A 26,847-nucleotide genomic window follows, 5' to 3' on the forward strand; every position below is an offset into this window, starting at 1 on the left:
CCGTCCCCTGGCCTCCGTCGGGGAGACCGAGGGGCGACCGCTCGATAGCAAGGTGCTGGAGGATCCGTGGACCTGTCCCTGTCGACTCGCAATGTTGGCGACCGTACGGTTGTCGAGGTCGGTGGCGAGATTGATGTGTATACCGCGCCCAAGCTGCGCGAGCAGTTGGTCGAGTTGGTGAATGACGGCAGCTACCACCTGGTTGTCGACATGGAAGGTGTCGACTTCCTCGACTCCACCGGCCTCGGCGTGCTCGTGGGCGGCTTGAAGCGTGTCCGGGCCCATGAGGGCTCGCTGCGCCTGGTCTGCAACCAGGAGCGCATTCTCAAGATCTTCCGGATCACGGGCCTGACCAAGGTGTTCCCGATTCACACCACGGTCGACGAGGCTGTCGCCGCCACCGACTGAGGTCGGCTTCCCGACCGGCCCCTGGGCCGGTCGTAGGCAGTGAACGGGCCGACAGCGGCAGAAACCATGCCGTGGCGGGCAGGCGGTCGACCTCCGGGTCGGCTGTCCGCTCTGTCGATCCCGTCGGTTTCCGGAGGAGGAGAGCAGAGGTGCCGGGCTGTGGGCCCGGGCCTCTGACGCGTACGCCCGAACGTTCCAGGGGGATCGCATGGCCACCGTTGAACTCCGCTTCAGTGCCCAGCCTGAACATGTCAGGACGGCCCGCCTGGTGGCGGCCGCCGTGGCGCGCCGGGCCGGCGTCGACGAGGCGGTCCTCGACGAGGTCAGGCTCGCCGTCGGCGAGGCGTGCAGCCGTGCTGTGGGTCTGCACCGCAGCCACGGCATCACCGCGCCCGTCAGCGTCGTGCTGACCGAGGAGGAGAAGGCGTTCTCCATCGAGGTCGGGGACGGCGTTCCCGAGCCCGGGAGCGACCCCGCCACGCCCGGAGCGCGCGGTGGCGCGGCCGGAGGCCCGGACGAGCCCGCGAGCGATGGCGGCGACGGCGGCGAGGACGAGATGGGCCTCGCGGTCATCAGTGGTCTCGTCGACGACGTGCAGGTCCGTTCCGGTGCTGACGGCGGAACCATCCGCATGACCTGGCCGACGGCCCTCGCCGCGGTGCGCCCCTGAGGCCTGAGGCCTGAGGTCCCGCGAGGCGCCCTGCCGGTGTCCCGTACGGCGCCCTACCAGCGATCCCGTACGGCGTAGTCACGCTCGTGTCCCGTACGGCGCCGTCATGCCGTCTTCCCGTAGGGCGCCGTCACGCCGGTTCCGCCGTACGGCGGCTGGCCGGTTTCCCGTGCGGCGGAAGGCCGGCGACCTTCCGTGGCGCGTGCGCCACTTCCTTTTCCGGGCCCTGCTGAGCAGGGCCTTTCCCCTGCGGTCCCGCGCAGCCCCTCTCCGTAATGCGTCCGGGCAATGAGTCGGAGTAATGCGCCTGTCCCGTTACTGCATTCGGGAAAATATCTCCGTCGATCTTTCGGCGTTTGAGGGGGCGCGATCATTTCTCTTCCGGACCACTGTTTTGATCCCGTTCCGCTCCCTACAATCCGTCCACGTCTTGAGCGCTGAGCGTCAAGGAGGACGTATGGCGGAGTTCTTCACCACCCCAATGGCTGCACCGGCCGCACCGGCTGCACCAACGCAGGAATCCGCACTTTCCGACGGGCCCGTCTCCCTCGCGGCGGCGGTCCTCACCGACGACAACCGGCTGATCGTCATCATCGTGGCGGTCGTCGCCGTCGCCGCGCTCGTCGTCGCCCGGCTGCTGGTGCGCCAGGTCCTGGCGGCCGGCGAGGGCACCGAGCGGATGAAGGAGATCGCCGCGGCGGTCCAGGAGGGCGCCAACGCCTATCTGGCGCGGCAACTGCGCACGGTCGGCGTTTTCTCCGTGATCGTGTTCTTCCTGCTGCTCGTGTTGCCGGCCGACAACTGGTCGCAGCGCGCGGGGCGTTCGCTCTTCTTCCTGGTCGGTGCCCTTTTCTCGGCCGCGACCGGATACATCGGTATGCGACTCGCCGTACGGAGCAATGTGCGCGTGGCCGCCGCCGCGCGTGAGGCGACTCCGGGAGAAGGCGAACCGGAAAAGGATCTCACCGCCGTCTCGCACCGGGCGACGAAAATCGCCTTCCGTACCGGCGGTGTGGTCGGAATGATCACGGTCGGGCTCGGGCTGCTCGGCGCCTCCTGCGTGGTGCTCGTCTACGCGGCCGACGCGCCCAAGGTGCTGGAGGGATTCGGCCTCGGCGCTGCGCTGATCGCCATGTTCATGAGGGTCGGTGGCGGCATCTTCACCAAGGCCGCCGACGTGGGCGCCGACCTCGTCGGCAAGGTGGAACAGGGCATCCCGGAGGACGACCCGCGCAACGCCGCCACCATCGCGGACAACGTGGGCGACAACGTCGGTGACTGCGCGGGCATGGCCGCCGACCTCTTCGAGTCGTATGCCGTGACGCTCGTCGCCGCGCTCATCCTCGGCATGGCCGCCTTCGGCGACTCCGGTCTGGCCTTTCCGCTGATGGTCCCGGCGATCGGTGTGGTCACCGCGATGATCGGGATCTTCGCCGTCGCCCCGCGCCGCGCCGACCGCAGCGGGATGACCGCGATCAACCGGGGCTTCTTCATCTCCGCGGTGGTCTCGCTTGTCCTGGTGGCCGTGGCCGCGTTCGCCTATCTGCCGTCCTCGTACGCCGGGCTGACCGGGGTCACCGACGAGGCGATCACCACGCACGGCGGCGACCCGCGCGTCTTCGCCCTGGTCGCGGTGGCCATCGGCATCGTCCTCGCGGCGCTGATCCAGCAGCTCACCGGCTACTTCACCGAGACGAAGCGCCGCCCCGTCCAGGACATCGGGAAGTCCTCGCTGACCGGCCCGGCGACCGTGGTGCTGGCCGGGATCTCCATCGGCCTGGAGTCGGCCGTCTACACCGCCCTGCTGATCGGCCTCGGCGTCTACGGGGCGTTCCTGCTGGGCGGTACGTCGATCATGCTGGCGCTCTTCGCGGTGGCGCTCGCCGGGACCGGGCTGCTCACCACGGTCGGGGTCATCGTGGCCATGGACACCTTCGGACCGGTCTCCGACAACGCCCAGGGCATCGCCGAGATGTCCGGGGACGTCACCGGCGCCGGGGCCCAGGTGCTCACCGACCTGGACGCCGTCGGCAACACGACCAAGGCCATCACCAAGGGCATCGCCATCGCCACCGCCGTCCTGGCGGCGGCCGCCCTCTTCGGCTCCTACCGTGACGCCATCGCCTCGGCGGTCGCCGACGTCGGGGCCGGGGCGGGGGAGCTCGGGCTGAGCCTGGACATCTCGCAGCCCAACAACCTCGTCGGCCTGATCCTCGGCGCGGCGGTCGTCTTCCTCTTCTCCGGGCTCGCCATCAACGCGGTCTCCCGGTCCGCCGGGGCCGTGGTCTACGAGGTCCGGCGGCAGTTCCGCGAGCACCCCGGGATCATGGACTACACGGAGAAGCCGGAGTACGGCCGCGTCGTCGACATCTGCACCAAGGACGCCCTGCGCGAGCTGGCCACGCCCGGCCTCCTCGCGGTCCTGGCGCCGATCGCGGTCGGCTTCAGCCTCGGCGTCGGCGCGCTCGGCTCGTACCTCGCGGGCGCCATCGCCACCGGCACCCTGATGGCGGTCTTCCTCGCCAACTCCGGCGGGGCCTGGGACAACGCCAAGAAGCTCGTCGAGGACGGGCATCACGGCGGCAAGGGCAGCGACGCCCATGCCGCGACCGTGATCGGCGACACGGTCGGCGACCCGTTCAAGGACACGGCGGGCCCGGCGATCAACCCGCTCCTGAAGGTGATGAACCTGGTCGCGCTGCTCATCGCCCCGGCGGTGGTGCAGTTCAGCTACGGGGCGGACGCGAACCCCTGGATCCGGGCGCTGGTGGCCGTCTTCGCCGTCGTGGTCATCGTCGGCGCGGTCTACGTGTCCAAGCGGCGCGGCATCGCCGTGGGCGACGACGACAGCGGTGCCTCGGACGGTGGCGGTCCGTCGCTCCCGTCACCGGACCCGGCGGCGGCCCCGTAGGTGGTTGTCTCCGGGTGACCTTCCGTCACTGTGCGGGCGGGTGGTGCGTGTTGACGTACCGCCCGCCCGTGCTCCTTTGGCCTTGCCTCCCTTGGCCGTGCTCCTCTGGGCGTGCTCCTTTGGGCGTGCTCCTTTGGGCGTGCTCCTTTGTGGGGGCCGGTGATCAAATCCCGTCGTTCTGGTGAGTGACCGAACGGGTGTAGGAATCTCCGACTGAGTGGCGTCTCCCTCATTTCCCTTGGTGCAAATGGCTTCAAAAGGGTGCACATCGGATGCCCGGCATCCGGATGGAGCCCCCTCGGCGTGTAAGTTCCGGGGCCGAGAGCCTTGGAAGGGACCCAACCGGTGAACAAGAAGCTTGCAGCCGCACTGTCCGGCGGTGCGGTACTCGTACTGACGCTGTCGGGTTGCAGCGACGACAGCGACAACAAGGTGAACGACTGGGCCAAGAAGGTCTGCGACCAGGTCCAGCCCCAGTTGCAGAAGATCGCCAACGCCAACGCCTCCATCCAGCAGCAGACCGCGGACAACAGCAAGCCCGCCGACGTCCAGAAGACGGACTCGGCCGCCTTCCAGCAGATCTCCCAGGCGTACAAGTCGCTGGGCACGGCCGTGGACTCGGCCGGTCCGCCGCCGGTCGACGGCGGCGAGACCACGCAGAAGGAGGCCGTGAAGGAGCTCAACGCCTCCGCCACGGCGTACGCGGGTCTGAAGACCAAGGTCGACGCCCTGGAGACCAAGGACCAGGCGAAGTTCGCCGACGGCCTCAAGGGCATCGCCGACGAGCTGAACAAGATCAGCACCAGCGGTGACCAGGCGCTGAAGAAGCTCCAGTCCGGTGACGTCGGCGCCGCGATGTCGAAGCAGAAGGGCTGCCAGAAGCCGGCACCTTCGACCGGGCCCGCCAGCCCCGGAGGATCCGCGGCGCCGGAAGCGGGCGCGGCGACCCCTTCGGCGTCGGCCTCGGGATCGGCCTCGGAGGAGAAGAAGGCGTAACCCTCGGCCTCCTTCGGCCTCCCTCGGCCTCCTTCGGCTTTCGGAGGATCAGGCGGTCTCAGGGCCGCGAGTACGGCCTCGGTGCGGCGGCCCGGACACCCGGTGGGTGCCCGGGCCGCTGCCGTTGTCGGTGGGACCGGACACAATGGTCGGGTGAGTGAGACCAGCCTTCCCGTACCCGACCACACCGCCGCCCTCCGCGAGGCGCTGCTCGCCGCCGCCTTCACCGCCGACGGCCTCCTCGACCGGCTCGGCGCCGCCGCCTACGCCGCGCTCGCCCGCAGCGAGACCGTGCCCGCCCTGCGCGCCACCCGGGGCGCGTCGCCGCTCGACACGCTGGTGCGGCTGTTCCTCCTTCAGCGGCCCGTGCCCGAGGAGCAGGCCCGCGCCGCCCTGCCGCTGGAGGAGTGCGTCCGGGACGGCTGGGTGAGCGTCCAGGACGGCCTGGTCCGCGCCACCGTCGACGTACGCCCGTACGGCGGTCCGGACGGCGAGGACTGGTTCATCGTCTCCGACCTCGGCTGCGCGGTCGGCGGTGCGGGCGGGATCGGCTCGCATGAGGAGGGCGTCGTCCTCGGCGTCGGCGGGGCCTCCACCACCCTCGCCTCCATCACCGTCCGTACGCCGGTCGCCTCGGCCCTCGACCTCGGTACGGGCTCCGGCATCCAGGCGCTGCACGCCGCGCAGCACGCCACCCGGGTCACCGCGACGGACCTCAACCCCCGCGCCCTGGAGTTCACCCGGCTCACCCTCGCCCTGTCCGGCGCCGCCCCCGCCGACCTCCGCGAGGGCTCCCTCTTCGAGCCCGTCGGCACGGAGACCTTCGACCTGATCGTCTCCAACCCGCCCTTCGTCATCTCGCCCGGCGCCCGCCTCACCTACCGGGACGGCGGCATGGCCGGCGACGACCTCTGCCGCACCCTCGTCCAGCAGGCGGGGAGCCATCTGAACGAGGGGGGTTACGCCCAGTTCCTCGCCAACTGGCAGCACGTGGAGGGCGAGGAGTGGCAGGACCGGCTGCGCTCCTGGGTGCCCGCCGGATGCGACGCCTGGATCGTGCAGCGCGAGGCCCAGGACGTCACGCAGTACGCCGAGCTGTGGCTGCGCGACAGCGGCGACCACCGCAGCGATCCGGCCGCGTACGCCGAGCGGTACGAGGCGTGGCTCGACGAGTTCGAGGCGCGCGGGACCACGTCCGTCGGCTTCGGCTGGATCACGCTGCGCCGGTCCGCCGCGGCGGCCGAGGGGCGCCCGTCGATCGTCGTCGAGGAGTGGCCGCACGCCGTGCAGCAGCCGCTGGGCCGGGCCGTGGAGGAGCACTTCGCCCGCCAGGACTATCTGCGCGACCAGGACGACGCCGCCCTGCTCGCCGGGCACTTCACCCTCGCCGCCGAGGTCGTGCAGGAGCAGGTGGGCCTGCCCGGGGCGGAGGATCCCGAGCATGTGGTGCTGCGCCAGCACCGCGGGATGATGCGGGCGACCAAGGTGGACGCGGTGGCCGCCGGGTTTGCCGGGGTGTGCGACGGGTCGCTGCCCGCCGGACGCATCCTGGACGCCATCGCCCAGCTGATGTCCGAGGACCCGGTGCTCCTGCGTGACCGCACCCCGCAGGCGATCCGGCTGCTGGTCGAGGAGGGTTTCCTGGAGCCGGTGCCGGGGGCCGTTTCCGGCTAGGGCCTCGGCTCGGCCGAGGGCGGCGCGATCCGGACCGGCGGCGCACCGCCGCCGGACTCCGCTCCGGACGGGCCGTGCCCCGTCCGCCGGACTCCGCTCCGGATCGGACGGGCCGTGCTCCGTGTCCTCGACACCCTTCTCATCAGCGCCTTCACGCTGAACGTCGACCTCCTCCCGCTCGGTGCACGAATTCCGCTCAGCGCGCCGCTGGGGCCCGCCCCAGGCCCTTGACGTCAGGTGACGACCCCGGTACTCCGCGTGGGTGTGTGCTGTTCACCCGGGGTTCGTGTCGCCGACGCCCCGGGGTGGCAGCCTCCCCCATGATCGAGCGGTACGACGGGCTCGAGCGGTACGACAGGGTCGAGGGGTACGACATGGAGAGCGTCGCAGCAGTCTTCGCCGGCACGGCCTTCGCGCTGTTCGGCGCCGCGCTCCTCATCTGGACCGGGGCGCGCGCCCTGCACCGCGCGCCGGTGCTGCACGGTGTGAGCCCCGTCGCCTCCACCGCACTCACGACTCTTTTCGGCGTAGTTTTCCTGGTCCTCGGCGTGTGGTGCTTCACGCTGGTCTGATCCCCGTCCCCGTCAGGTCGCCGCCCGGGTCGGGGGGCCGCCGGACGATCACCGCAACCACCTACGGATACCCCTAGGTCAGGACTTCGCGCGGCGCGGACCCGACGGTCCGGGCGGCAGGAATGGCGGAAGTCGGGTTACCGTTCGAGTGGCCGTTGCGGGCTTTTGCCGTTTGACACGGGGGCGGGTTGTACCGTCACACTCCGCAGCGACAGCACTGCGGGAAGCGTTCCGACGCTGCCCGGATGCCTATCGAGTGTCGACCGGAGAGAAGAGCGAAGTTGTCCCCGACCAGCGAGACCGCACAGGGCGGCCGCCGACTCGTCATCGTCGAGTCGCCTGCCAAGGCGAAGACGATCAAGGGCTATCTCGGCCCCGGATACGTCGTCGAGGCGAGCGTCGGGCACATCCGCGACCTCCCGAACGGCGCGGCCGAGGTCCCGGACGAGTACACCGGCGAGGTACGCCGCCTCGGAGTGGACGTCGAGAACGACTTCCAGCCCATCTATGTCGTCAACGCCGACAAGAAGGCCCAGGTCAGGAAGCTCAAACAGCTCCTGGCCGAGTCCGACGAACTCTTCCTCGCCACCGATGAGGACCGCGAGGGCGAAGCCATCGCGTGGCACCTCCAGGAAGTCCTGCGGCCCAAGGTCCCGGTCCACCGGATGGTCTTCCACGAGATCACCAAGGACGCGATCCGGGCCGCCGTCGCCAACCCGCGCGAGCTGAACCAGCGCATGGTCGACGCCCAGGAGACCCGCCGTATCCTCGACCGCCTCTACGGCTACGAGGTCTCGCCGGTCCTGTGGAAGAAGGTCATGCCGAAGCTCTCGGCGGGCCGCGTCCAGTCCGTCGCCACCCGCCTCGTCGTCGAGCGGGAGCGCGAGCGCATCGCCTTCCGCTCCGCCGAGTACTGGGACCTGACCGGAAAGTTCGCCACCGGCCGTACCGGTGACGCCTCCGACCCCTCGACCCTGACCGCCCGCCTCAGCGCGGTCGACGGCCGCCGCATCGCCCAGGGCCGCGACTTCGGCGCCGACGGGCAGCTCAAGGCCGGCTCCGCCCAGACCCTGCACCTGGACGACGTGAACGCCCGCGCCCTGGCCGCCGCGCTCGCCGACACGTCCTTCGCGGTCCGGTCCGTCGAGTCGAAGCCGTACCGACGCTCCCCGTACGCCCCCTTCCGGACGACGACCCTCCAGCAGGAGGCGAGCCGCAAGCTGGGCTTCGGGGCCAAGGCGACCATGCAGGTGGCGCAGAAGCTGTACGAGAACGGCTTCATCACCTATATGCGTACGGACTCCACGACCCTCTCGGACACCGCGGTCTCCGCGGCCCGGGCCCAGGTCACGCAGTTGTACGGGGCGAACTACCTGCCCGACAAGCCGCGTACGTACGCCGGCAAGGTCAAGAACGCGCAGGAGGCGCACGAGGCGATCCGCCCCTCCGGCGACCGCTTCCGCACCCCTGCCGAGACCGGCCTCACCGGCGACCAGTTCCGGCTCTACGAGCTGATCTGGAAGCGGACCGTCGCCTCCCAGATGAAGGACGCGACCGGCAACTCGGTCACCGTCAAGATCGGCGGCCGGGCGAGCGACGGCCGGGACGCCGAGTTCTCCGCCTCCGGCAAGACGATCACCTTCCACGGCTTCATGAAGGCGTACGTCGAGGGCGCCGACGACCCGAACGCCGAGCTGGACGACCGCGAGCGCCGGCTGCCGCAGGTCGCCGAGGGCGACGCGCTGTCCGCCGACGAGATCACGGTCGACGGCCACGCCACCAAGCCCCCGGCCCGCTACACCGAGGCCTCGCTGGTCAAGGAGCTGGAAGAGCGCGAGATCGGCCGCCCGTCGACGTACGCCTCGATCATCGGGACCATCCTCGACCGCGGCTACGTCTTCAAGAAGGGCACCGCGCTCGTCCCGTCCTTCCTCTCCTTCGCCGTGGTCAACCTGCTGGAGAAGCACTTCGGCCGGCTCGTGGACTACGACTTCACCGCCCGCATGGAGGACGACCTCGACCGCATCGCGCGGGGCGAGGCCCAGTCCGTGCCGTGGCTGAAGCGCTTCTACTTCGGAACGACCGGTTCCGGTGACGACCCGGCCGGTGCGGGCTCCGCCTCCGACGCGGGCAACGGCGACGGCGACCACCTCGGCGGCCTGAAGGAACTGGTCACCGACCTCGGCGCGATCGACGCCCGGGAGATCTCCTCGTTCCCGGTCGGCAACGACATCAAGCTCCGCGTCGGCCGCTACGGCCCGTACATCGAGCGGGGCGAGAAGGACGCCGAGGGCCACCAGCGCGCCGACGTGCCCGAGGACCTGGCACCCGACGAGCTGACCGTCGAGCTCGCCGAGGAGCTGCTGGCCAAGCCCAGCGGCGACTTCGAGCTGGGCGCCGACCCGGTCAGCGGCAACCAGATCATCGCCAAGGACGGGCGCTACGGCCCGTACGTCACCGAGGTGCTGCCCGAGGGGACGCCGAAGACCGGCAAGAACGCGGTGAAGCCGCGGACCGCCTCGCTCTTCAAGTCCATGTCCCTGGACACGGTCACCCTCGCCGACGCCCTCAAGCTGATGTCGCTGCCGCGCGTCGTCGGCACCGACGCCGAGGGTGTCGAGATCACCGCGCAGAACGGCCGGTACGGCCCGTATCTCAAGAAGGGCACCGACTCCCGGTCGCTGACCTCCGAGGACCAGCTCTTCGACATCACCCTCGACGAGGCCCTCGCGATCTACGCCCAGCCCAAGCAGCGCGGCCGGGCCGCCGCCAAGCCGCCGCTGAAGGAGCTGGGCACCGACCCGGTGAGCGGTTCGCCGGTCGTGGTGAAGGACGGTCGCTTCGGCGCGTACGTCACCGACGGCGAGACCAACGCCACCCTGCGGACCGGCGACAGCGTCGAGGAGATCACGCCGGAGCGCGGCTACGAGCTGCTCGCCGAGAAGCGCGCCAAGGGACCCGCCAAGAAGAAGACGGCGAAGAAGGCCCCGGCGAAGAAGGCGACGGCCAAGAAGACGGCCGCGAAGAAGACGACGGCGACCAAGTCCACGGCGGCCAAGAAGACCGCGGCGAAGAAGACGACGACCACCAAGAAGGCGACGACCACCAAGAAGGCGACGGCGAAGAAGACAGCTTCCGCGTCAGCTTCTTCTGCCTCCTCCGAGGACTGACCGGTTCTGTCGGTGTGACGTACTGCTGCCCGGTGCCTGATTCAGGTGCCGGGCAGCAGTACGTCAAGGGACCTGTCCGCAGCGGGCCTGTCCGCAAGGGGCCTGTCCGGGAGCTGGCCGGAAATCATCTGCGGCCATATGTTCGGACGGGCCGACAGTCACCGCACCGCTGCCGATAGGCTGGGCGGATGACGCGAGCCGAGCAGCCAACGGTCGTGAGCCCCACCTCCGACACACTTGCCGCAGACTCACGCGAGCGCGCCGTACGGGCCCTGTTGCGTGTTCCCCCGCTGAAGCGGTTGTGGAGCGCCCAGCTCGTCGGCGGTATCGGCGATGCACTCGCCCTTCTCGTGCTGGTGCTGTTGTCGCTGCAAGCAGCGGTCCTGGAGGGCTCATTTGGGGCCGGATACCGCGGGGCGGCCTTCGCCGTCGCCGCCGTGTTCGGTGCCCGCATCCTGTCCACCGTGCTCTTCGGAGCCGTACTCCTGGGGCCTTTGACGTCGCTCACCGCGCCCGGCGGAAAACTGGACCGGCGATGGCTGATGATCGGGACGGACGCGCTGCGGCTCGCCCTGCTGATCATCGCCCCGCTGTGGATCGACTGGGTGCCCGACAAGGCGCCCATGATGATCCTCATCACCGTCTTCGTGACGGGCGCCGCCGAGCGCCTGTGGACGGTGGCCAAGGAGAGCGCCGCCCCGGCGCTGCTCCCGGCCCCGCCGATCGAAGGCGCCGCCGTCCGCCCGCTCCCCGACCACCTCGACGCCCTGCGCAGGCTGTCGCTCCGTACGAACTTCCTCGCCGTCCCCGCCGCCGCGGTGGTCCTGCTGTTCGCGACGCTGATCGGCAACCTCCTCGGCACCGGCCTGGAGTGGTTCTCCTTCCACCAGGCGGCGCTGGCTTCGTATGTGGCGGCCGGTCTGTTCTCGGCCTCCATCTCCATCCTGTACTTCCTCGAACTGCCCGGCACCCAGACCCCCCGGCCGCGCTCGCCCCTGGAAGGCCTGCGCCGCCCCACCACCGGTAGCGGGCCGGACAAGGGCCGCACCGGCGCGCTCCCGCTGGTCGCCGCCGTCAGCGCGGCCGTCGCCGGAGCGATCGCGGCGGCCGCCGGCGTATCCGTCCTGCACGCCTACGACCTGGGCGGCGGACCCGTCACGTTCGCGCTGCTGATCCTGGCGCTGACCGGGGGCACCGCCCTTGGTATCCGTACGGCGCAGAAGGTGCTGCCCGCCCTGTCGCGGCGCCGCCTCCTCGCGCTGGCCATCACCGTCACGGGCATCGCGCTCCTCGCGCTCGGCCTGGTGCCGGACACCGCCACCGTGCTCGCGATCGCGCTCCTCGCCGGTTACGCGGCCGGGGTCGCCGCGAACATCGGGCACACGATCATCGACCAGGAGACGGAGGCGGCCCGGCAGGCCCGGACCACCGAGCACCTCCAGGCCCTCGTCCGGGTGCTCGTCGCACTCGGCGCGGTCGCGGGTCCGCTGCTCGCCGCCGCGATCGGGCAGCACCGCCTGGCCTCCGCCTCCGGTGACTTCGTCTTCGCCCACGGCGGTGCGGCCTTCACGCTGATGCTGATCGGCGCGCTGCTGCTGCCGCTCGCCGCGATCGTGTTGGCCAAGACGGACGACCGGTCGGGCGTACCGCTCCGCCGCGACCTGCGCGAGGCGCTGCGCGGCGGCGACCCGGCCGTCGCGCCCGCCGCCACCGGCTTCTTCCTCGCCCTGGAGGGCGGCGACGGGGCGGGCAAGTCCACCCAGGTCGAGGCGCTCGCCGACTGGATCCGCTCCAAGGGCCACGAGGTCGTCGTCACCCGCGAGCCCGGGGCCACCCCGGTCGGCAAGCGGCTGCGGTCGATCCTGCTGGACGTCTCCTCCGCCGGGCTCTCCAACCGCGCCGAGGCGCTGCTGTACGCCGCCGACCGCGCCGAGCACATCGACTCCGTCGTCCGCCCGGCGCTGGAGCGCGGCGCGATCGTCATCTCCGACCGCTACATCGACTCCTCCGTCGCCTACCAGGGCGCCGGACGGGACCTGGCCCCGACCGAGATCGCCCGGATCTCGCGGTGGGCGACGAGCGGCCTCGTACCGCATCTGACGGTGCTGCTGGACGTCGACCCGCAGACCGCGCGGGAGCGGTTCACGGAGGCGCCGGACCGGCTGGAGTCGGAGCCGGCGGAGTTCCACGAGCGCGTACGGTCCGGGTTCCTGACCCTGGCCGCCGCCGACCCGACGCGCTACCTGGTGGTGGACGCCGGGCAGGAGCCCGAGGCGATCACCACGGTCGTACGTCACCGGCTCGACCGGCTCCTTCCGCTCTCCGAGGCCGAGATCGAGGCCATCGCGGAGGCGCGGCGCAAGGCCGAGGAGGAGGCCCGGCGCAAGGCGGAGGAAGAGGCCGCCCGCAAGGCCGAGGAGGAGCGCCTGGAGCAGGAGCGCCAGGAGCAGCTCGCCCGGCTGCGCGCCGAGGAGGAGGAGCGCAAGCAGCGCGAGCTGGAGGAGGCCCGGCAGCGCGAGGCCGAGCGCCAGGCGGAGGAGGCCCGGCAGCGTGCCGAGGAGGCCCGTCGCCGCGCCGAGGAGGACCGCCGCCGGCTGGAGGCCGAGGAGCGGGCCCGCGAGGCCGAGCAGGAACGCCTCCGCAAGCAGGCGGCGGAGGAGGCGCGGCTCCGCAAGGAGGCCGAGGCGCTCCGTCTGGAGAAGCAGCGGAAGGCGGAGGAGGCGCTGGTACGGGCGGAGGAGGCGCGTCGGCGTGCTGCGGCCGAGGCTGCGGAGCGGGCAGAGGCGGAGCGGGCTTCGCGCGCGGAGGCGGAGCGTGCTTCGCGTGCTTCCGGTGACTCCCGTGACGCCAGTGACGCCCGTGACGCCCGTGACTCCCGTGACGCCCGTGACTCAGGGCCTGAGGCGTTCTCGCGGTCGGAGGGGCATGGGCCCACCATTCCGGAGAACGAGCTGACGGTGCCCACGCCGATCGTGAACCCGAATGAGATCACGCAGCAGGTGCCGACGGCACGTCCGGAGGAGGACAAGTCGTCCGGGGACAACGAGACGGCGATGCTGCCGCGGATCACGGACGAGCGGTCGGGGCGCGACGCGCGGGACGGCCGGGACGCTCGGGGCGCGCGGGATGCGCGTGACACCCGGGACGCTCGCGACTCTCGGGCCGCCGACGAGACGGCTGTGCTGCCGCCCGTACGGGGCGATCAGCCCTCCGACCGGGTGCCCAAGGGCTACTTCCGGGACGAGGGCCCGGCCTCCCCGCCGGCGGAGAGCGAGAACGAGCGCACCCGGGAACTGCCGCAGGTCGAGGACCCGCGGGCCGCGGGCCAGGCCGGTGACGAGTCCCGCGCCCGCCGCAAGCGCCCCCGTCCGGACTGGGCCGAGGAGACCCCGCTGGACGATCTGCCGACGCTGGCGGACGAACTGCTCGGCGGCCAGGACGACGACGGCCCCACGGGCCGGGGGCGCCGCCCGCGCGGCTGACCTGAATCTGTCGGGAGTCCGGCCCGTCCGCCCTGAGGGGTGGGCGGGCCGGACTTGTCAGTGGCGTCCTCCACAATGGGATCGCACAGGAAATCCGACAGGAGATCCGACAGGAGATCCGACAGGGATCCGACGATGGGAAGGGCGGACCGGTGACCGTATGGGACGACCTGGTCGGACAGGACCGGGTGAGGGAACAGCTCGCCGCTGCCGCCAGGGACGCCGACGCGCTGGTCACGGCGGTCTCCGACGGTAAACCGCAAGACGCCGAGGCGCAGGGGTCGAAGATGACCCACGCCTGGCTGTTCACCGGACCGCCGGGTTCCGGGCGGTCCACCGCCGCCCGCGCCTTCGCCGCCGCGCTCCAGTGCACCAGCCCGGACCGGGCGCTGGGCGGGGAGCCCGGCTGCGGTTTCTGCGACGGCTGCCACACGAGCCTGATCGGTACGCACGCCGACGTCCAGGTGATCCGTACGGACCTGCTCTCCATCGGCGTGAAGGAGACCCGCGACCTGGTCCGTCGTGCCCAGCTCTCCCCGGCGGTCGGCCGGTGGCAGGTCATCGTCATGGAGGACGCGGACCGGCTCACCGAGGGCGCGGGCAACGTGCTGCTGAAGGCGGTCGAGGAGCCGGCGCCGCGCACGGTGTGGATGCTGTGCGCCCCCTCCCTCGAAGACGTCCTGCCCACGATCCGCTCGCGCTGCCGCCACCTGACCCTGGGCACTCCGCCTGTGGAGGCCGTGGCGGACGTCCTGATCCGCCGCGACGGGGTCGACCCCGAGCGCGCGCACGCCGCGGCGCGGGCCACCCAGGGACACATCGGCCGGGCGCGCCGCCTCGCGACGGACGAGCGGGCGCGGGCACGGCGGGCGGCGGTGCTCAAGGTTCCGTTGCGGGTCGCGGATGTCGGTGGCTGCCTCAAGGCGGCCCAGGAGCTGATCGACACGGCCACCGACGACGCCAAGCAGATGGCGGATGAGGTGGACGCCAAGGAGACCGAGGACCTCAAGGCGGCGCTCGGCGGGGTGGCGGGCGGCCGGATGCCGCGCGGCACGGCGGGGGCGATGAAGGAGCTGGAGGACAAACAGAAGCGCCGCAAGACCCGTACGCAGCGCGACAGCCTGGACCTGGCGCTCACCGAGCTCACCGGCTTCTACCGCGATGTGCTGGCGCTCCAGCTCGGTTCGCGGATCGCCATCGCCAATGTGGACGTGCAGGACTCGCTGGACCGGATCGCGGAGTCCTCGACACCCGCGCAGACGCTGCGCAGGATCGAGGCGGTGATCGCGTGCCGGCAGGCGATGGACCGCAATGTGGCACCGCTGCTGGCGGTGGAGGCGATGACGATGTCGCTGAGAGCGGGCTGAGCGGTATGCGGGGGCGTCCCGGTTCACCCGATTGAGCAGGGAATCGGACGACACGTCACCCGCCGGATACGCTCCCAGGATGGATACCAGGCGCCTGCTCCGCACCTTCGCCATCGGGATCGGCACTGCCGGCCTGCTCATCTCCGGCTGCAGCACCGGAGGCTCGTCGCCGAACGCCTCGGCCACCGGCACAGCGGCGCCGGAGAGGCTGTCGGCGTACTACACGCAGAAGCTGAGCTGGCGCGACTGCGGGGTGGAGGGGTTCGAGTGCGCGACCATGAAGGCGCCGAGGGACTACGGCAAGCCGGCTGACGGGGACATCGACCTCGCCGTCTCCCGCAAGAAGGCGACCGGCCCCGGCAAGCGGATCGGCTCGCTCCTGGTGAACCCGGGGGGCCCCGGCGGCTCCGCGATCAGCTATCTCCAGGGGTACGCGGCCCTCGGCTACCCGGCCCCGGTGCGCGCCCGCTACGACATGGTGGCCATCGACCCGCGCGGCGTGGCCCGCAGCGAACCCGTGGAGTGCCTGACGGGCAAGGAGATGGACGCCTACACGCAGGTGGACCAGACCCCGGACGACGAGGCGGAGGTCCAGAAGCTCAGCGCGGCCTTCAGGAAATTCGCGCAGGGCTGCGAGAAGAGGAGCGGCGAGATCCTCCCGTACGTCTCCACCGTCGACACGGCCCGCGACATGGACGTCCTGCGCTCCCTCCTCGGCGACGAGAAGCTGAACTACGTCGGCGCCTCGTACGGCACGTTCCTGGGCGCCACGTACGCGGACCTCTTCCCGCAGCGGGCCGGCCGCCTGGTCCTGGACGGCGCGATGGACCCGTCCCTGCCGGCCATCGACATGAACCGCGACCAGACGGCGGGCTTCGAGGGGGCGTTCCAGTCCTTCGCCGCCGACTGCGTCAAGCAGCCGGACTGCCCGCTGGGCACCACATCCACGGCGGACGCGGCGACGAACCTGAAGCAGCTCTTCAAGGACCTGGACGCGAAGCCGATCCCGAGCGGCGACGACGAACGCGAGCTCGGCGAGTCCCTGGCGACGACCGGGGTGATCGCGGCGATGTACGACGAGGCGGCCTGGCCCCAGCTCCGCGAGGCACTGGAGGGCGCCCAGCGCAGCGACGGGTCCGGCCTCCTCTCGCTGGCCGACAGCTACTACGAGCGCGGCCCGGACGGGAAGTACGCGAACCTGATGTACGCGAACGCCGCCGTGAACTGCCTCGACCTCCCGCCCGCCTTCGACACCCCCGACGCCGTGGAGAAGGCGGTCCCAGACTTCGAGAAGGCCTCCCCGGTCTTCGGCCGAGGCTTCGCCTGGGCGTCCCTGAACTGCGCGTACTGGCCCACCAAGGCCACCGGCACCCCCCACCGCACCGAGGCGAAGGGCGCCGCCCCGATCGTCGTGGTCGGCACCACCCGCGACCCGGCCACCCCGTACAAGTGGTCCGAGGCCCTCGCCGCCCAGCTCGACTCCGGCACCCTGCTCACGTACGACGGCGACGGCCACACGGCGTACGGCCGGGGCAGCGACTGCATCGACACGGCGATCAACACCTACCTCCTGGAGGGCACGCCGCCCACCGACGCCAAGAAGTGCACCTGACCCCCCTGACCAGGGCAAACGCCTCCGGGGGTGCCGTGTACGGAGCACCCCCGGAAACTGTGTAGACTTGGCCCCGCTGCTGATCGCACCATAGTGCGACAGGGCACGCCGCCTTAGCTCAGTTGGCCAGAGCAACGCACTCGTAATGCGTAGGTCTCGGGTTCGAATCCCGAAGGCGGCTCAGCGAAACCCCAGGTCAAATAGCCCGTGACCTGGGGTTTCTTCTGTCGAATGGCCTTGAGTTCCGGGTGAATCGGGCATGTGCGACTTCTCTGGTGCGTGATGCCACCGGTGGACAGCTGTGCGTGATGAAGCGGCAGGATCTAAACGGGACGTCCAAGCCTTGGCGTCGGGTGCGTTGTCCGTGACGTGGGCTCGGCGATCTTATGTGTGCGTTGTTCTCACAGGTGCGTGTGCCGTTTACTCCCCCAGCAACTGCGCCGTCGGTTGAGACAGCGCATGACGGTCGACGCAGGGGGCGGCCAGCCCACTGCTCGCACTCGCGAGACATACGGCGGAAGCTGCCCAGACTCCCCCTACCGGTTCTTGCTCTGCCTGCCGGACGCCCCGGCTCACGCTCCGGCCGCCCGGCAATGCGAGTTCCGTCGATCAGCGGGTCCAGGGCAGGTCGCCGTCGACCTCGCCGCTCAGGGGGTCAAGAACGTCCAGGACGGGGTCGAGCACCAGCTCCACCGTGCGCGCCGGCGGTGCAGTCCAGGGAAGGTCGCGCTCGTTCCCGCCGTCGGCGGCGGCCGGAGTCGCCAGCAGCAGGACGTTCATCAGGATCGCACCGGTCGCCGCTGCAAGGAACGCGCTCTTGTTACGCATGTGGATTTTTCCCCCTCGTTGAACGCCGCATCGGCCGTTCGCGCTGTTTTCGTTTTCTGAGCAGAACCTTACGGAGCTGGACTTTCGAGCCTATTTTTCCTCGATTTCGCAGCGCGGAAATCCTCGTGAAAATGGGTGAAAAGGAGGTCGGCATACGCTGCGCGCACCATCGACGACTGGAGGCCGGAGTGCTCACGGAGATCGGGCTCGGCACGGACGCCGCGTGCGCGTACCGCGCTCTGCTGAAGGAGCCGCGAGCGGAGACGGGGGCGCTCGCCGCACGCCTCGGCTGGTCGGTCGACCGGGCGTCGAACGCCCTCGATGAACTCTTCGGCCTCTCTCTCGTGCGGCCCTCGCACGAGCACCGGGACAGCCGGCGGCTGGTGGATCCTGAACTCGGACTGCAAGCTCTGATCGACGCACAGGAAAGGGAATTGCTCCGGCGGCAGCAGATTCTCACGCAGACGAAACTCGCGGCGGAGAACCTGGTCGACGAATACCGCAGTGCATCGGAGAGCGGGCCGGTGTCATCCGTGCGGGAACTGCGCGGGATCGACGCCGTGCAGACCTGTGTGGAAAAGACGTGTCATGAGTGCCGGGAGGAGATCCAGGTGTTCGTGCCCGGTGGCGCGCAGCCCGGTGACGTCCTCGCCTCCTCCCAGCCGCTCGATCTGCTGCTCCTGGAACGGTCGGCCCGGGTCAGCTACGTCTACCAGGACAGCATCCGCAACGACCGGCCCACCAGCGAGTACGCGCAGTGGCTGGTCGAGCAGGGGGCTGAGGTCAGGACGGTTCCGCATCTGCCGCTCCGGGTGATCATCTGGGATCGGCGCACGGCGCTCGTGCCGATCGACCCGGCCGCACCGGACACGGGAGCCTTCCTGCTGTCCAGCCCGGGGCCGGTGGCCGCGCTGCAGTCCTTGTTCGAGCAGGTGTGGCAGCGGGCGGCGCGGTTCGGCGAGGAGCGGGACCGGGAGCGGGACGGGGCGCTCGCGGACCAGGAGAGCGCGGTGCTCGGACTGCTCGCGGCCGGCCTCACCGACGAGGTGATCGCCCGCAAGCTGGGGGTTTCGGTGCGCACCAGTCGCCGGGTGACGGCGGCGCTGATGAACCGTCTGGGGGCCCGTAGCCGCTTTCAGTTGGGTGCGCTGGCGGCTGAGCGGGGCTGGCTCGTCGGCTGAGCGGACCCGGACGCGGGGACACCGTAAGGCTGTCCCGGAAGATCAGCCGCGCAGGTAGGCCAGGACGGCCAGTACCCGGCGGTTGGTGGCGTCGGACAGGCTCAGGTCCAGTTTGGTGAGGATGGAACCGAAGTGCTTGCTGACGGTGCCCTCGCTGACGTGCAGGGACGCGGCGACGGACGCGTTGGACTGGCCCTCGGCCATCAGCGCGAGGACCTCCTGCTCACGGGGGGTCAGTTTGGCCAGTGGGTCGCGGCGGTGGCGCAGGAGCTGGCGGACCACCTCGGGATCGACGACGGTCGCGCCGGCGGCCACCCGCTGGAGGGCTTCCACGAACTCCTCGACGTTGCCGACGCGTTCCTTGAGGAGGTAGCCGACGTGGGTGCCGTCGGAGGAGTCGAGCAGCTCCTCGGCGTAGGCGCGCTGGACGTACTGGCTGAGGACCAGGATGGGCAGCTGGGGGTTCTTCTCGCGCAGCCGCAGCGCGGCCCGCAGCCCCTCGTCGGAGAAGCCGGGCGGCATCCGTACATCGGTGACGACGATGTCGGGCTCGTGCTCCGCGACGGCTGCCGTGAGCTCGTCGGCCGTACCGACACCGGCGAGAACCTGGTGGCCGAAGCGCTCCATGAGCCCGACGAGGCCCTCCCGCAGCAGCACGCTGTCCTCGGCCAACACGATGCGCAACATCTGTTTCCTCTACGGGCTATCGGGCCGGCGGGGCGTCGAGTCGGCGGTCCGGAGCCGGGGTGCAGGGCACGAGGAGACGGAAGACCGTGGGCCCGCCGGACGGTGAGGACATTAGCAAATGCCCGCCCAGGACCGAGATGCGATCCGCGACCCCCTCCAGCCCGGTGCCGTCGGCCTCGTCCGCGCCCCCCACGCCGTTGTCCACCACGCGGACGACGAGTTGGCCCGCCTCGACGCGGGCCTCGACGGTGGCCCTGGTGGCCTGGCTGTGCTTGGCGACGTTCGCCAGACCCTCGCACACCGCGAAGTAGACGGCGGACTCGACCGCTTCGAGGAACCGGTGGGGCAGGTCGAGATCGAGGTCGACGGGGACCGGGGAGCGGTCGGCGATGTCCTCGATGGCCGCGGCCAGACCCCGGTCGGTGAGGACCCGGGGGTGGATGCCCTGGATCAGCTCCCGGAGCTCGACCAGAGCGGCCTGGGCCTCACCGTGGGCCTGGGCCAGGAGCCCGGCGAGGGGCTCCTCGCGGGCGTCGAGGCGCGCCAGGCCCAGCCGCATCGACAGGGAGACCAGCCGCTGCTGGGCGCCGTCGTGCAGGTCACGTTCGATCCGGCGGCGTTCGGCCTCGAAGGCGGTCACCAGGCGCATCCGAGAACGGCTCAACTCCTTGACACGTACGTCGTCCTGATGGGGCGACACGTCCAGTAGGAGGCGGGTGAGCTGGGCGCGTCCCACGGCGAGCAGGCCGAGCGGGTAGGCCAGCAGGGGGAGCAGGAGCAGCCCGGCCAGGGCGACGGCGAACGCCGCCGGGTAGGAGTGGACCAGCCACAGCTTGATGACCCGCGCCTCCTCGCCGCCGCCGGCCGTGGCCATGACCAGGGGGGTGGAGATCAGCCCCCCGCTCACGCCGAGGACCGTGCCGATGACCGCTGCCTCCAAGGGCCACAGGAGGCAGCCGAACAGGAGGGCGTAACCCAACTCCCGCCAGGTGGAACGCTCCTGGAGGCGGGTACGCAGCCAGGCGGCGGGCCCGGTGCGCGGCGGGTCCTGGTGGGCGTCGGCCAGCGGCACGGCCGGATCGATCAGGCGTAGCCGGCGCCGCTCCACATGCGCGACCGGCAGCCCGGCGAGGACCAGTGTCAGCAGGAGGGGCACCCCGACGAGGACCACGGTCAGCAGGCTGCCGGCCAGCGCGAGGACGAGCAGACAGGCCAGCAGAGCGGCGCCCAGCGGCACGCTGGTCAGGAAGTACAGGGCGCAGCGCCAGGGCCAGCCGCTCCGGAGGTACCGGCGCTGGTGCAGGGCCTGCCAGAGGCTGGGTGAGTGCATGGGGGCACGATATGAGGCCCGTATCGCGCGGACCACCCAGCCAGCTCCACCATCCGACCGGTAGCGGGCTCCCCGTAAGGACGGCCACCAGGTGCAATGTGCGCGAGGGGTGCCGCGGGGTCGGATGGGGGCAGTGGGCAGCCGCCCGCTCCTGTACGAGGGGGAGGGGACCGGGATGTTCTCGCCGGAGGCCATGTTCGCGGTCGTGCCCGTCTGGCTGACGCTGGTGATCGTGTTCCTGCTGCCCGCGGTGGAGCCCGCGGTACCGGTGGTGGGCATGCTGTTCCCTTCGCAGACCGCCCTGGTGGCGAGCGGGGTGCTCGTGCACCACGGGGTGCTGCCGCTGGCGGGGGTGTTCGCGCTGGCGGTGGCCGGGGCTCTGGCGGGCAATGTGCTCGGGTACGGGGTGGGCTGGCGCTGGGGCGACCGGCTGGAGGGTGCCCTCCCCGGGAGGCTCACCGGCTCGCGGTCCTACCGGCTGGCGCTGGCCACGGTGGGGGCCCGGCACGGCCGGGCCGTTCTGCTCGGCCGGTTCAACGGGGGCCTGCGCACCCTGGTCCCGGCGCTGTGCGGCTCCGTACAGGTGCCCTGGCGGCCGTACCTGGGGTGGTCCGTGCTGGCCGCGCTGTTGTGGGCGCCCTGCTGTGTGGGGCTCGGGCTGCTCGCCGGGAGCTCCTGGGAGAAGTGGGGCGGTTCGGGTGTGCTGGCCTGCGCGTCGGTCGTACTGCTGCTGACCACGTCGCTGCCGCTGCTGCTCACGGCCCGCGGCGAGCACGCCCGGGCCGCCCGGGCCGCCCGTACCGAAGAGGGGCGCGCCCAGGGCCCCCTGGGCGCGCCCGCCGTGGCCGGCGACGTCCTGGTCACAGCCGCTCGGCGAGGAAGCGCACCAGTGCCTCCTCCTGCGGGACCAGGTAGAAGTGGTCCCCGGGGAACAGCCGGTGCTCGTACGACGCTGTAGTCAGCGCCGACCAGGACAGCAGCTCGGGGAGGGTGCAGCCCGGGTCGGCCGTGCCGCCGACGGCCGTCACCGGAGCGCGCAGCGGTGTCACGTCGAGGGGCCGGTAGGACTCGATGAGCCGGAAGTCGCCGCGCAGCGAGGGCAGCAGCAGCGGACGCAGGTCGGGGTCGTCGTAGACGGCGGAGCCCACATCGCCGAGCCTGCGGGCGGCGGCCACCAGGAGCTCGTCGTCGAGCAGGTGCAGGGTGCCGCCGGCCCGTTCGGTGTGCGGGGCTCCCCGGCCCGAGACGACGACCCGTTCGGGGACGACGCCGTGGTGGTCTTCGAGGCGGCGGGCCACCTCGTAGGCGACGGCCGAACCGAGGCTGTGGCCGAAGAAGGCGACCGGCGCGTCGAGTTCGGGCTTCAGGGCGTCGGCGATCGCGTCGGCCAGCTCCGTCATGGACGAGGCGCACGGCTCGCCGAGCCGTTCCTGGCGGCCGGGATACTGGGTGGCCAGCACCTCCACACCGTCGGGCAGCAGCCCCGCCCAACGGTGGAACAGCGTCGAGGTGCCGCCGGCGTGCGGCAGGCAGACCAGGCGCAGCCGGGGTGCCCCGCTCCGCGCCGGGTACCTCCGGAACCACTTTCCCGCTGTTCCCCTGCTGATGATCGTCATTCCGAGCCGCCCTCCCGCCACCGTGCGGTGGCCGTGTCCGTCCCTCCATGGTGCGGGCCGTTGCCGCGGTGACCTGGCCGGGACGGCGGCAGGAGGCTGCCCACGCAAGTTCCTGTCGCCTCCGGGCACTGCCTTTTCCCGCCCGGGGCGGCCACCGTGCACAGAAGGGTGGAGCTATCTCCACCCCGAATACTCCGCCCGGCTGCGATGTGCGCCAGCTCCGGGCCCGATTGAGTGGACACCATGAATCAAGCAGCCGTCCGACTCCGTTCGGTCACTCGCTCCTACGGCAAGGGCGCGAGCGCCGTGACCGCCCTGGACAACGTCTCCCTGGACATCCCCCGCGGCACGTTCACCGCCGTCATGGGGCCCTCGGGCTCCGGCAAGTCGACCTTCCTCCAGTGCACCGCGGGTCTGGACCGGCCGACCGGCGGCCAGGTGCTTCTCGGGGAGACCGACCTGAGCAAGCTGAGCGAGAAGAAGCTCACGCTGCTGCGGCGGGACCGCATCGGTTTCGTCTTCCAGGCGTTCAACCTGCTGCCCTCGCTCACCGCCGAGCAGAACGTGGCGCTGCCGCTGCGACTCGCCGGCCGCCGCCCCAAGCGCAGCGATGTCCTGGACGTGCTGGAGAAGGTGGGCCTGCGCGAGCGGGCCGGGCACCGGCCCAGTGAGATGTCCGGCGGTCAGCAGCAGCGGGTGGCGCTCGCCCGCGCCCTGGTCACCCGGCCGGAGGTGCTCTTCGGTGACGAGCCGACCGGCGCCCTGGACACCACCACCAGCCGTGAAGTGCTCACGCTGCTGCGGCAGATGGTCGACCAGGGGCAGACCGTCATCATGGTGACGCACGACCCGGTGGCCGCCTCCTTCGCGGACCGGGTGCTGTTCCTCACCGACGGCCGGGTCAACGACGAGCTGTTCGCCCCGACGGCCGAGCAGGTCGCCGCGCACATGACCGGACTGGCGGCCCTCCCGTGCTGAAGCTCGCTCTGCAGGGAATGCGGACCCGCTGGGTCACGTTCATCGGCTCGTTCATCGCCCTCGCCCTCGGCGTCGGCCTCATCGCCACCACGGGACTCGCCCTCGCGGCGACCTTCAGCGCTCCGGACCGCGGGCCCGAGCGGCTCGTGAAGGCGCCGGTCGTCGTGAAGACCTCCGGCCTCGTCCGGGCGGACACCCCCATCGGGGAACGTACGCAGACGATCACCGATCCCGCGCCCGTCCCGGCAGCCGTCACCGCGAAGCTCGCGGCGCTCGGCGGGACCGTCGAGGACCGCACCTTCCCCGTGTCGGGCCCCGGACTCGGCGAGGACACCGTCGGCCACCCGTGGTCGGTCGCCGCGCTCACCCCCTACACGCTGACCGCCGGACGCGCCCCCTCAGCGCCCGGCGAGGCCGTCGCCACCGGGGACGCGCTGCGCCCGGGCACCCGGGTGCAGGCCGCCACGGCCCGCGGGTCCGAGCAGGTCACCATCGTCGGGACGGTCGCCTCGGCCGGCTTCGAGAACGCGCTGTTCTTCACCGACTCCGAGGCCGCGCGGATCTCTCCCGACGTGGACGCCGTCGCCGTGCACGCCCCGGCCGACCGGGTCGAGGCGGCCGTGGGCGCCGGGTTCGACGTACTGACCGGCGACGAACGCCGGCGCGCCGACCCGGACCCCGACCGGGACGAGGAGGCACTGGTCGCGGTGAACGCGCTCCTCGGCACGGCCGCGGGCGTCACCGGCTTCGTGTCGGTGTTCGTCGTCGCCTCGACGTTCTCCTTCGCGGTCGCCCAGCGGCGCCGGGAGTTCGGACTGCTGCGCACCGCCGGTGCCACCCCCGCCCAGGTGCGGCGGATGGTGTTCACCGAGGCGTTCGTCATCGGCGTGCTCGCCTCGGCGGCCGGCTGCTGGCTCGGCGCGGCGGGCGCGCCACGACTCGCCGCCTGGATGGCCGACGCCGGCATCGCTCCCTCCTGGTTCCGGATCGGCGAGCAGACGTGGCCGCTGCACACCGCGTTCTGGACGGGCCTGTTCGTCGCCCTGAGCGGGGTGGTCGTCTCCTCGTGGCGGGCCGGCCGGGTCGGTCCGACGGAGGCGCTGCGCGAGTCCGCGATCGACTCCCGCGCGATGCCGGTGAGCCGCTGGCTGATCGGCGGCGCGGTCCTCGCGACCGGCCTCGGGCTGCTCTCCCTGGCCCTGGTGGACAGCCCGGGCGACGTCCTGAAGCGCAAGACCTACATCACCCAGCCGATGCTGCTGATCGTCGGGTTCGCCCTGTTCGCGCCGGTCCTGGTCAAGCCGCTGACCCGGCTGCTGACCTGGCTGCCGGCCCGGCTTCCCGGCGCGACCGGGATGCTGGCCCGGGAGAACGCGTCCGCCGGGGTCCGCAGGACCGCCGCCGTCGCCGCCCCGGTCATCATCACGGTGGCCCTCGCCGCCTCCCTGATGGGCACCACCGCCACGATCAGCGAGGCCAAGGCCGGCGAGGCGCGGGAGCAGATCACCGCGGACCTGGTCGCCACGGCGGGCGGGGAGGGCCGGGCGCTGCCCGAAGAGTTCGTCCGGCGTGCCGGGGCCGTCCCCGGCGTGACCGTCAGCGCGACCCGTTCCACCGGGGTGACCGTCCTGGAGGAGGGGGTCGCCCTCGTCAAGTCCGAGGCCAAGGCGGTCGATCCGGCGGCGCACGCGGCCGTCTCCCACCTGCCGGTCGTCGCGGGCCGCCTCGCCGACCTCGACGACGACAGCATCGTCGTCAACGAGGAGTGGCTGACCACGAAGGTGGGCGACAGGGTCTCCGTCTGGCTGGGCGACGGCCGCAAGGCGGACCTGCGCATCGCGGCGGTGCTCTCCACCGGCACCGGCAGCAACGGCGTCTACCTCACGGAACGCAACGCCGCCGGTGCCCCCGTCGACCGGGTCGACCTCGCGCTGCCCCAGGACGGCGCGGACACCGCGGCCGCCGCACTCGGCGCCGCCGCGAAGGCGACCGGCGTCCAGCTCCTGACGGGCGACCGATGGGTCGAGGTCCACTACCCGCGCTCCAGCGAGAACACCCGGCTCGGCCTGTGGATGATCCTCGGCATCGCCCTGATCTACACGGGCATCGCGCTCGCCAACACCCTGATGATGGCGACCTCCGACCGGGTCCGCGACCTCGCCTCGCTGCGTCTGACGGGCGCCACGAAGGGGCAGGTGCTGCGGCTCGTCGGGGTCGAGGCCCTGGTGGTGGTCGCGGTCGGCGCGGTGCTCGGGGCGGTGATCGCCGGGGTGAACCTCCTCGGTGTGTGGAGCGCCCTCGGCCTGCTCGACGTGTGGTCCGACGTCGTGGTGCCCTGGGGCACGGTCGCCGCGGTGATCGGCGCGAGCGCCCTGCTCGCGACGGTGGCTTCCGTGCTGCCCGCGTCGTTCGCGCTGCGCGTCCGGCCGGTCGAACTGGCGGGCATGCGCGAGTGACCGCCTGGTACCGGGCGCATCCCGCCGCGCCCCGGCACCCCGCGCCCACTCCCTTACAACGCGAGAGGCCAGCGCTGTGACGAGCGACCGAGCCACCCTGCCCGGTGGGCCCCCGCGCCGAGGGCCCTGGGCCCGCGCCGGGGCGTCCGGCCCCCGTCGGATCGCCATGGCCCTGACTGCGCCGGTGCCCGAGTCGGGACCTGCCGTGGTGGTGGAACTGGACGCGTACGAAGGCGAGGTGACCGCCCTGGTCCGGGAGCTGCTGGGCGGCCGGGGGCGGCACCTCGCCGTCGAGTCCGATCCGGTGCGGGCGGCCCGCCTGAGCCTGCGCTTCCCGGACGTCGAGGTGGTCACCGCCGACGCCGCGTCCCTCCCCGGTGTGCTCGCCGGGCGGGGGATCGCGGCGGCGGACGTGGTGATCGCCGGCCGGTCCTGGGCGGGCCTGCCGCACGCGAAGCGGCGGGCCTCCCTCGCCGCGGTCCGCGAGGTGCTGAGCCCCGCGGGGGCGTTCACCGCGCCCGGCCCGCTGCACGCCCGGTTCCGGGCCGAGGAGCGGCGCTTCCGGCGGATGCTCGGGGTGTCCTTCGAGGAGGTGGTGGCCGGCCGCACGTCGTGGGACTCCCTGCCGCCGGCCTTCGTCCTCCACTGCCGGCGCCCGCGCGCGCTGGCCCCGCTGAACTCCTCCCCGTAGGACCGACGGCACACACGGACGCACGAAGGGGCCGGCCGCCCTACCTCCCGGGTAGGGCGGCCGGCCCCTTCGTGCGGTCCGGCGGGGGGGGGGGGGGGCGGGCCCCCGGGGGGGGGGGGGGGGCCCCCCCCCCCCCCCCCCGCCGGGGGCCGGGGGCCGGGGCCCGGCGGGGGGGGGGGGCCGGGGTTTGGCCACCACGCAGGGTGGGGGCGGCCCCG

19 protein-coding genes and 1 tRNA gene are annotated in these 26,847 nt (G+C 71.9%); 16 read left to right on the forward strand and 4 right to left on the reverse strand.

Annotated features, from left to right (window positions below):
• Positions 1 to 66: 66 nt before the first annotated feature.
• The 11 genes from bldG (at position 67) to ACFWRT_RS25775 (ending at position 17,043) form a co-directional block, all read left to right on the forward strand.
• Positions 67 to 408, forward strand: a complete 342-nt coding sequence (gene bldG, locus ACFWRT_RS25725) for an anti-sigma factor antagonist BldG (RefSeq protein WP_093690221.1) — start codon at positions 67 to 69, stop codon at positions 406 to 408.
• A gap of 208 nt (positions 409 to 616) precedes the next feature.
• Positions 617 to 1,078 (forward strand): ATP-binding protein, encoded by a 462-nt coding sequence (locus ACFWRT_RS25730; RefSeq protein WP_380952105.1) that lies wholly within the window; start codon positions 617 to 619, stop codon positions 1,076 to 1,078.
• Positions 1,079 to 1,535: 457 nt separating this feature from the next.
• Positions 1,536 to 3,989, forward strand: coding sequence for a sodium-translocating pyrophosphatase (locus ACFWRT_RS25735; RefSeq protein ID WP_380952106.1), 2,454 nt, complete (start codon positions 1,536 to 1,538; stop codon positions 3,987 to 3,989).
• Positions 3,990 to 4,334: 345 nt separating this feature from the next.
• Positions 4,335 to 4,985: a small secreted protein gene (locus tag ACFWRT_RS25740; protein WP_380952107.1), complete on the forward strand. Its 651-nt coding sequence runs from the start codon at positions 4,335 to 4,337 to the stop codon at positions 4,983 to 4,985.
• Between the two features lie 153 nt (positions 4,986 to 5,138).
• Positions 5,139 to 6,659 carry a DUF7059 domain-containing protein gene (locus tag ACFWRT_RS25745; protein ID WP_380952108.1) on the forward strand — a complete coding sequence of 507 codons (1,521 nt, stop codon included), beginning with the start codon at positions 5,139 to 5,141 and terminating at the stop codon, positions 6,657 to 6,659.
• Positions 6,660 to 6,979: 320 nt separating this feature from the next.
• The gene (locus tag ACFWRT_RS25750; protein WP_380952109.1) at positions 6,980 to 7,231 is read left to right on the forward strand and encodes a hypothetical protein; all 252 of its coding nucleotides are present in this window, start codon (positions 6,980 to 6,982) and stop codon (positions 7,229 to 7,231) included.
• 281 nt (positions 7,232 to 7,512) lie between these two features.
• Positions 7,513 to 10,401: a type I DNA topoisomerase gene (topA, locus tag ACFWRT_RS25755; protein ID WP_380952110.1), complete on the forward strand. Its 2,889-nt coding sequence runs from the start codon at positions 7,513 to 7,515 to the stop codon at positions 10,399 to 10,401.
• A 188-nt stretch (positions 10,402 to 10,589) separates the two neighbouring features.
• A complete protein-coding gene (gene tmk / locus ACFWRT_RS25760; RefSeq protein WP_380952111.1) occupies positions 10,590 to 13,883 on the forward strand; it encodes a dTMP kinase in 3,294 nt (1,097 codons plus the stop codon).
• Between the two features lie 152 nt (positions 13,884 to 14,035).
• Complete coding sequence (locus ACFWRT_RS25765; RefSeq protein WP_380952113.1) at positions 14,036 to 15,250, forward strand: DNA polymerase III subunit delta'; 1,215 nt, start codon at positions 14,036 to 14,038, stop codon at positions 15,248 to 15,250.
• A gap of 79 nt (positions 15,251 to 15,329) precedes the next feature.
• On the forward strand, positions 15,330 to 16,862 hold the full coding sequence (locus tag ACFWRT_RS25770) for an alpha/beta hydrolase (RefSeq protein ID WP_380952114.1): 1,533 nt from the start codon (positions 15,330 to 15,332) through the stop codon (positions 16,860 to 16,862).
• Positions 16,863 to 16,969: 107 nt separating this feature from the next.
• Positions 16,970 to 17,043 (forward strand) — tRNA-Thr (locus tag ACFWRT_RS25775).
• 428 nt (positions 17,044 to 17,471) lie between these two features.
• On the opposite strand, the gene ACFWRT_RS25780 is transcribed toward ACFWRT_RS25775, so the two are convergent.
• Entirely contained in the window at positions 17,472 to 17,690 is a 219-nt protein-coding gene (locus tag ACFWRT_RS25780; RefSeq protein ID WP_380952115.1) for a hypothetical protein, read from the reverse strand.
• A 131-nt stretch (positions 17,691 to 17,821) separates the two neighbouring features.
• Between ACFWRT_RS25780 and ACFWRT_RS25785 the strand changes: the two genes are divergently transcribed.
• Positions 17,822 to 18,871 carry a LuxR C-terminal-related transcriptional regulator gene (locus ACFWRT_RS25785; RefSeq protein WP_380952116.1) on the forward strand — a complete coding sequence of 350 codons (1,050 nt, stop codon included), beginning with the start codon at positions 17,822 to 17,824 and terminating at the stop codon, positions 18,869 to 18,871.
• A gap of 42 nt (positions 18,872 to 18,913) precedes the next feature.
• Here the strand turns inward: ACFWRT_RS25785 and ACFWRT_RS25790 are convergent, their stop codons facing one another.
• Together ACFWRT_RS25790 and ACFWRT_RS25795 are read right to left on the reverse strand one after the other, a co-directional pair.
• Positions 18,914 to 19,558: a response regulator transcription factor gene (locus ACFWRT_RS25790; protein ID WP_336678939.1), complete on the reverse strand. Its 645-nt coding sequence runs from the start codon at positions 19,556 to 19,558 to the stop codon at positions 18,914 to 18,916.
• 16 nt (positions 19,559 to 19,574) lie between these two features.
• The gene (locus tag ACFWRT_RS25795) at positions 19,575 to 20,888 is read right to left on the reverse strand and encodes a sensor histidine kinase (RefSeq protein ID WP_380952117.1); all 1,314 of its coding nucleotides are present in this window, start codon (positions 20,886 to 20,888) and stop codon (positions 19,575 to 19,577) included.
• 124 nt (positions 20,889 to 21,012) lie between these two features.
• On the opposite strand from ACFWRT_RS25795, the gene ACFWRT_RS25800 reads away from it, so the two are divergent.
• Positions 21,013 to 21,846, forward strand: a complete 834-nt coding sequence (locus tag ACFWRT_RS25800; protein WP_380952118.1) for a DedA family protein — start codon at positions 21,013 to 21,015, stop codon at positions 21,844 to 21,846.
• On the opposite strand, the gene ACFWRT_RS25805 is transcribed toward ACFWRT_RS25800, so the two are convergent.
• Entirely contained in the window at positions 21,749 to 22,504 is a 756-nt protein-coding gene (locus ACFWRT_RS25805; RefSeq protein WP_380952120.1) for a thioesterase II family protein, read from the reverse strand. The genes ACFWRT_RS25800 and ACFWRT_RS25805 overlap by 98 nt on opposite strands.
• 243 nt (positions 22,505 to 22,747) lie before the next feature.
• Between ACFWRT_RS25805 and ACFWRT_RS25810 the strand changes: the two genes are divergently transcribed.
• The 3 genes from ACFWRT_RS25810 (at position 22,748) to ACFWRT_RS25820 (ending at position 26,629) form a co-directional block, all read left to right on the forward strand.
• Positions 22,748 to 23,482 carry an ABC transporter ATP-binding protein gene (locus ACFWRT_RS25810; RefSeq protein ID WP_380952121.1) on the forward strand — a complete coding sequence of 245 codons (735 nt, stop codon included), beginning with the start codon at positions 22,748 to 22,750 and terminating at the stop codon, positions 23,480 to 23,482.
• On the forward strand, positions 23,476 to 25,938 hold the full coding sequence (locus ACFWRT_RS25815; RefSeq protein WP_380952122.1) for an ABC transporter permease: 2,463 nt from the start codon (positions 23,476 to 23,478) through the stop codon (positions 25,936 to 25,938). Before ACFWRT_RS25810 ends, ACFWRT_RS25815 begins: the two co-directional genes overlap by 7 nt.
• 166 nt (positions 25,939 to 26,104) lie before the next feature.
• Positions 26,105 to 26,629 carry a ribose ABC transporter ATP-binding protein gene (locus ACFWRT_RS25820; RefSeq protein WP_234331432.1) on the forward strand — a complete coding sequence of 175 codons (525 nt, stop codon included), beginning with the start codon at positions 26,105 to 26,107 and terminating at the stop codon, positions 26,627 to 26,629.
• The last annotated feature ends 218 nt before the right edge of the window (positions 26,630 to 26,847 follow it).

The sequence above is a fragment of the Streptomyces cyaneofuscatus genome (assembly GCF_042718795.1).
Taxonomy (GTDB): Bacteria; Actinomycetota; Actinomycetes; order Streptomycetales; family Streptomycetaceae; genus Streptomyces; species Streptomyces cyaneofuscatus_A.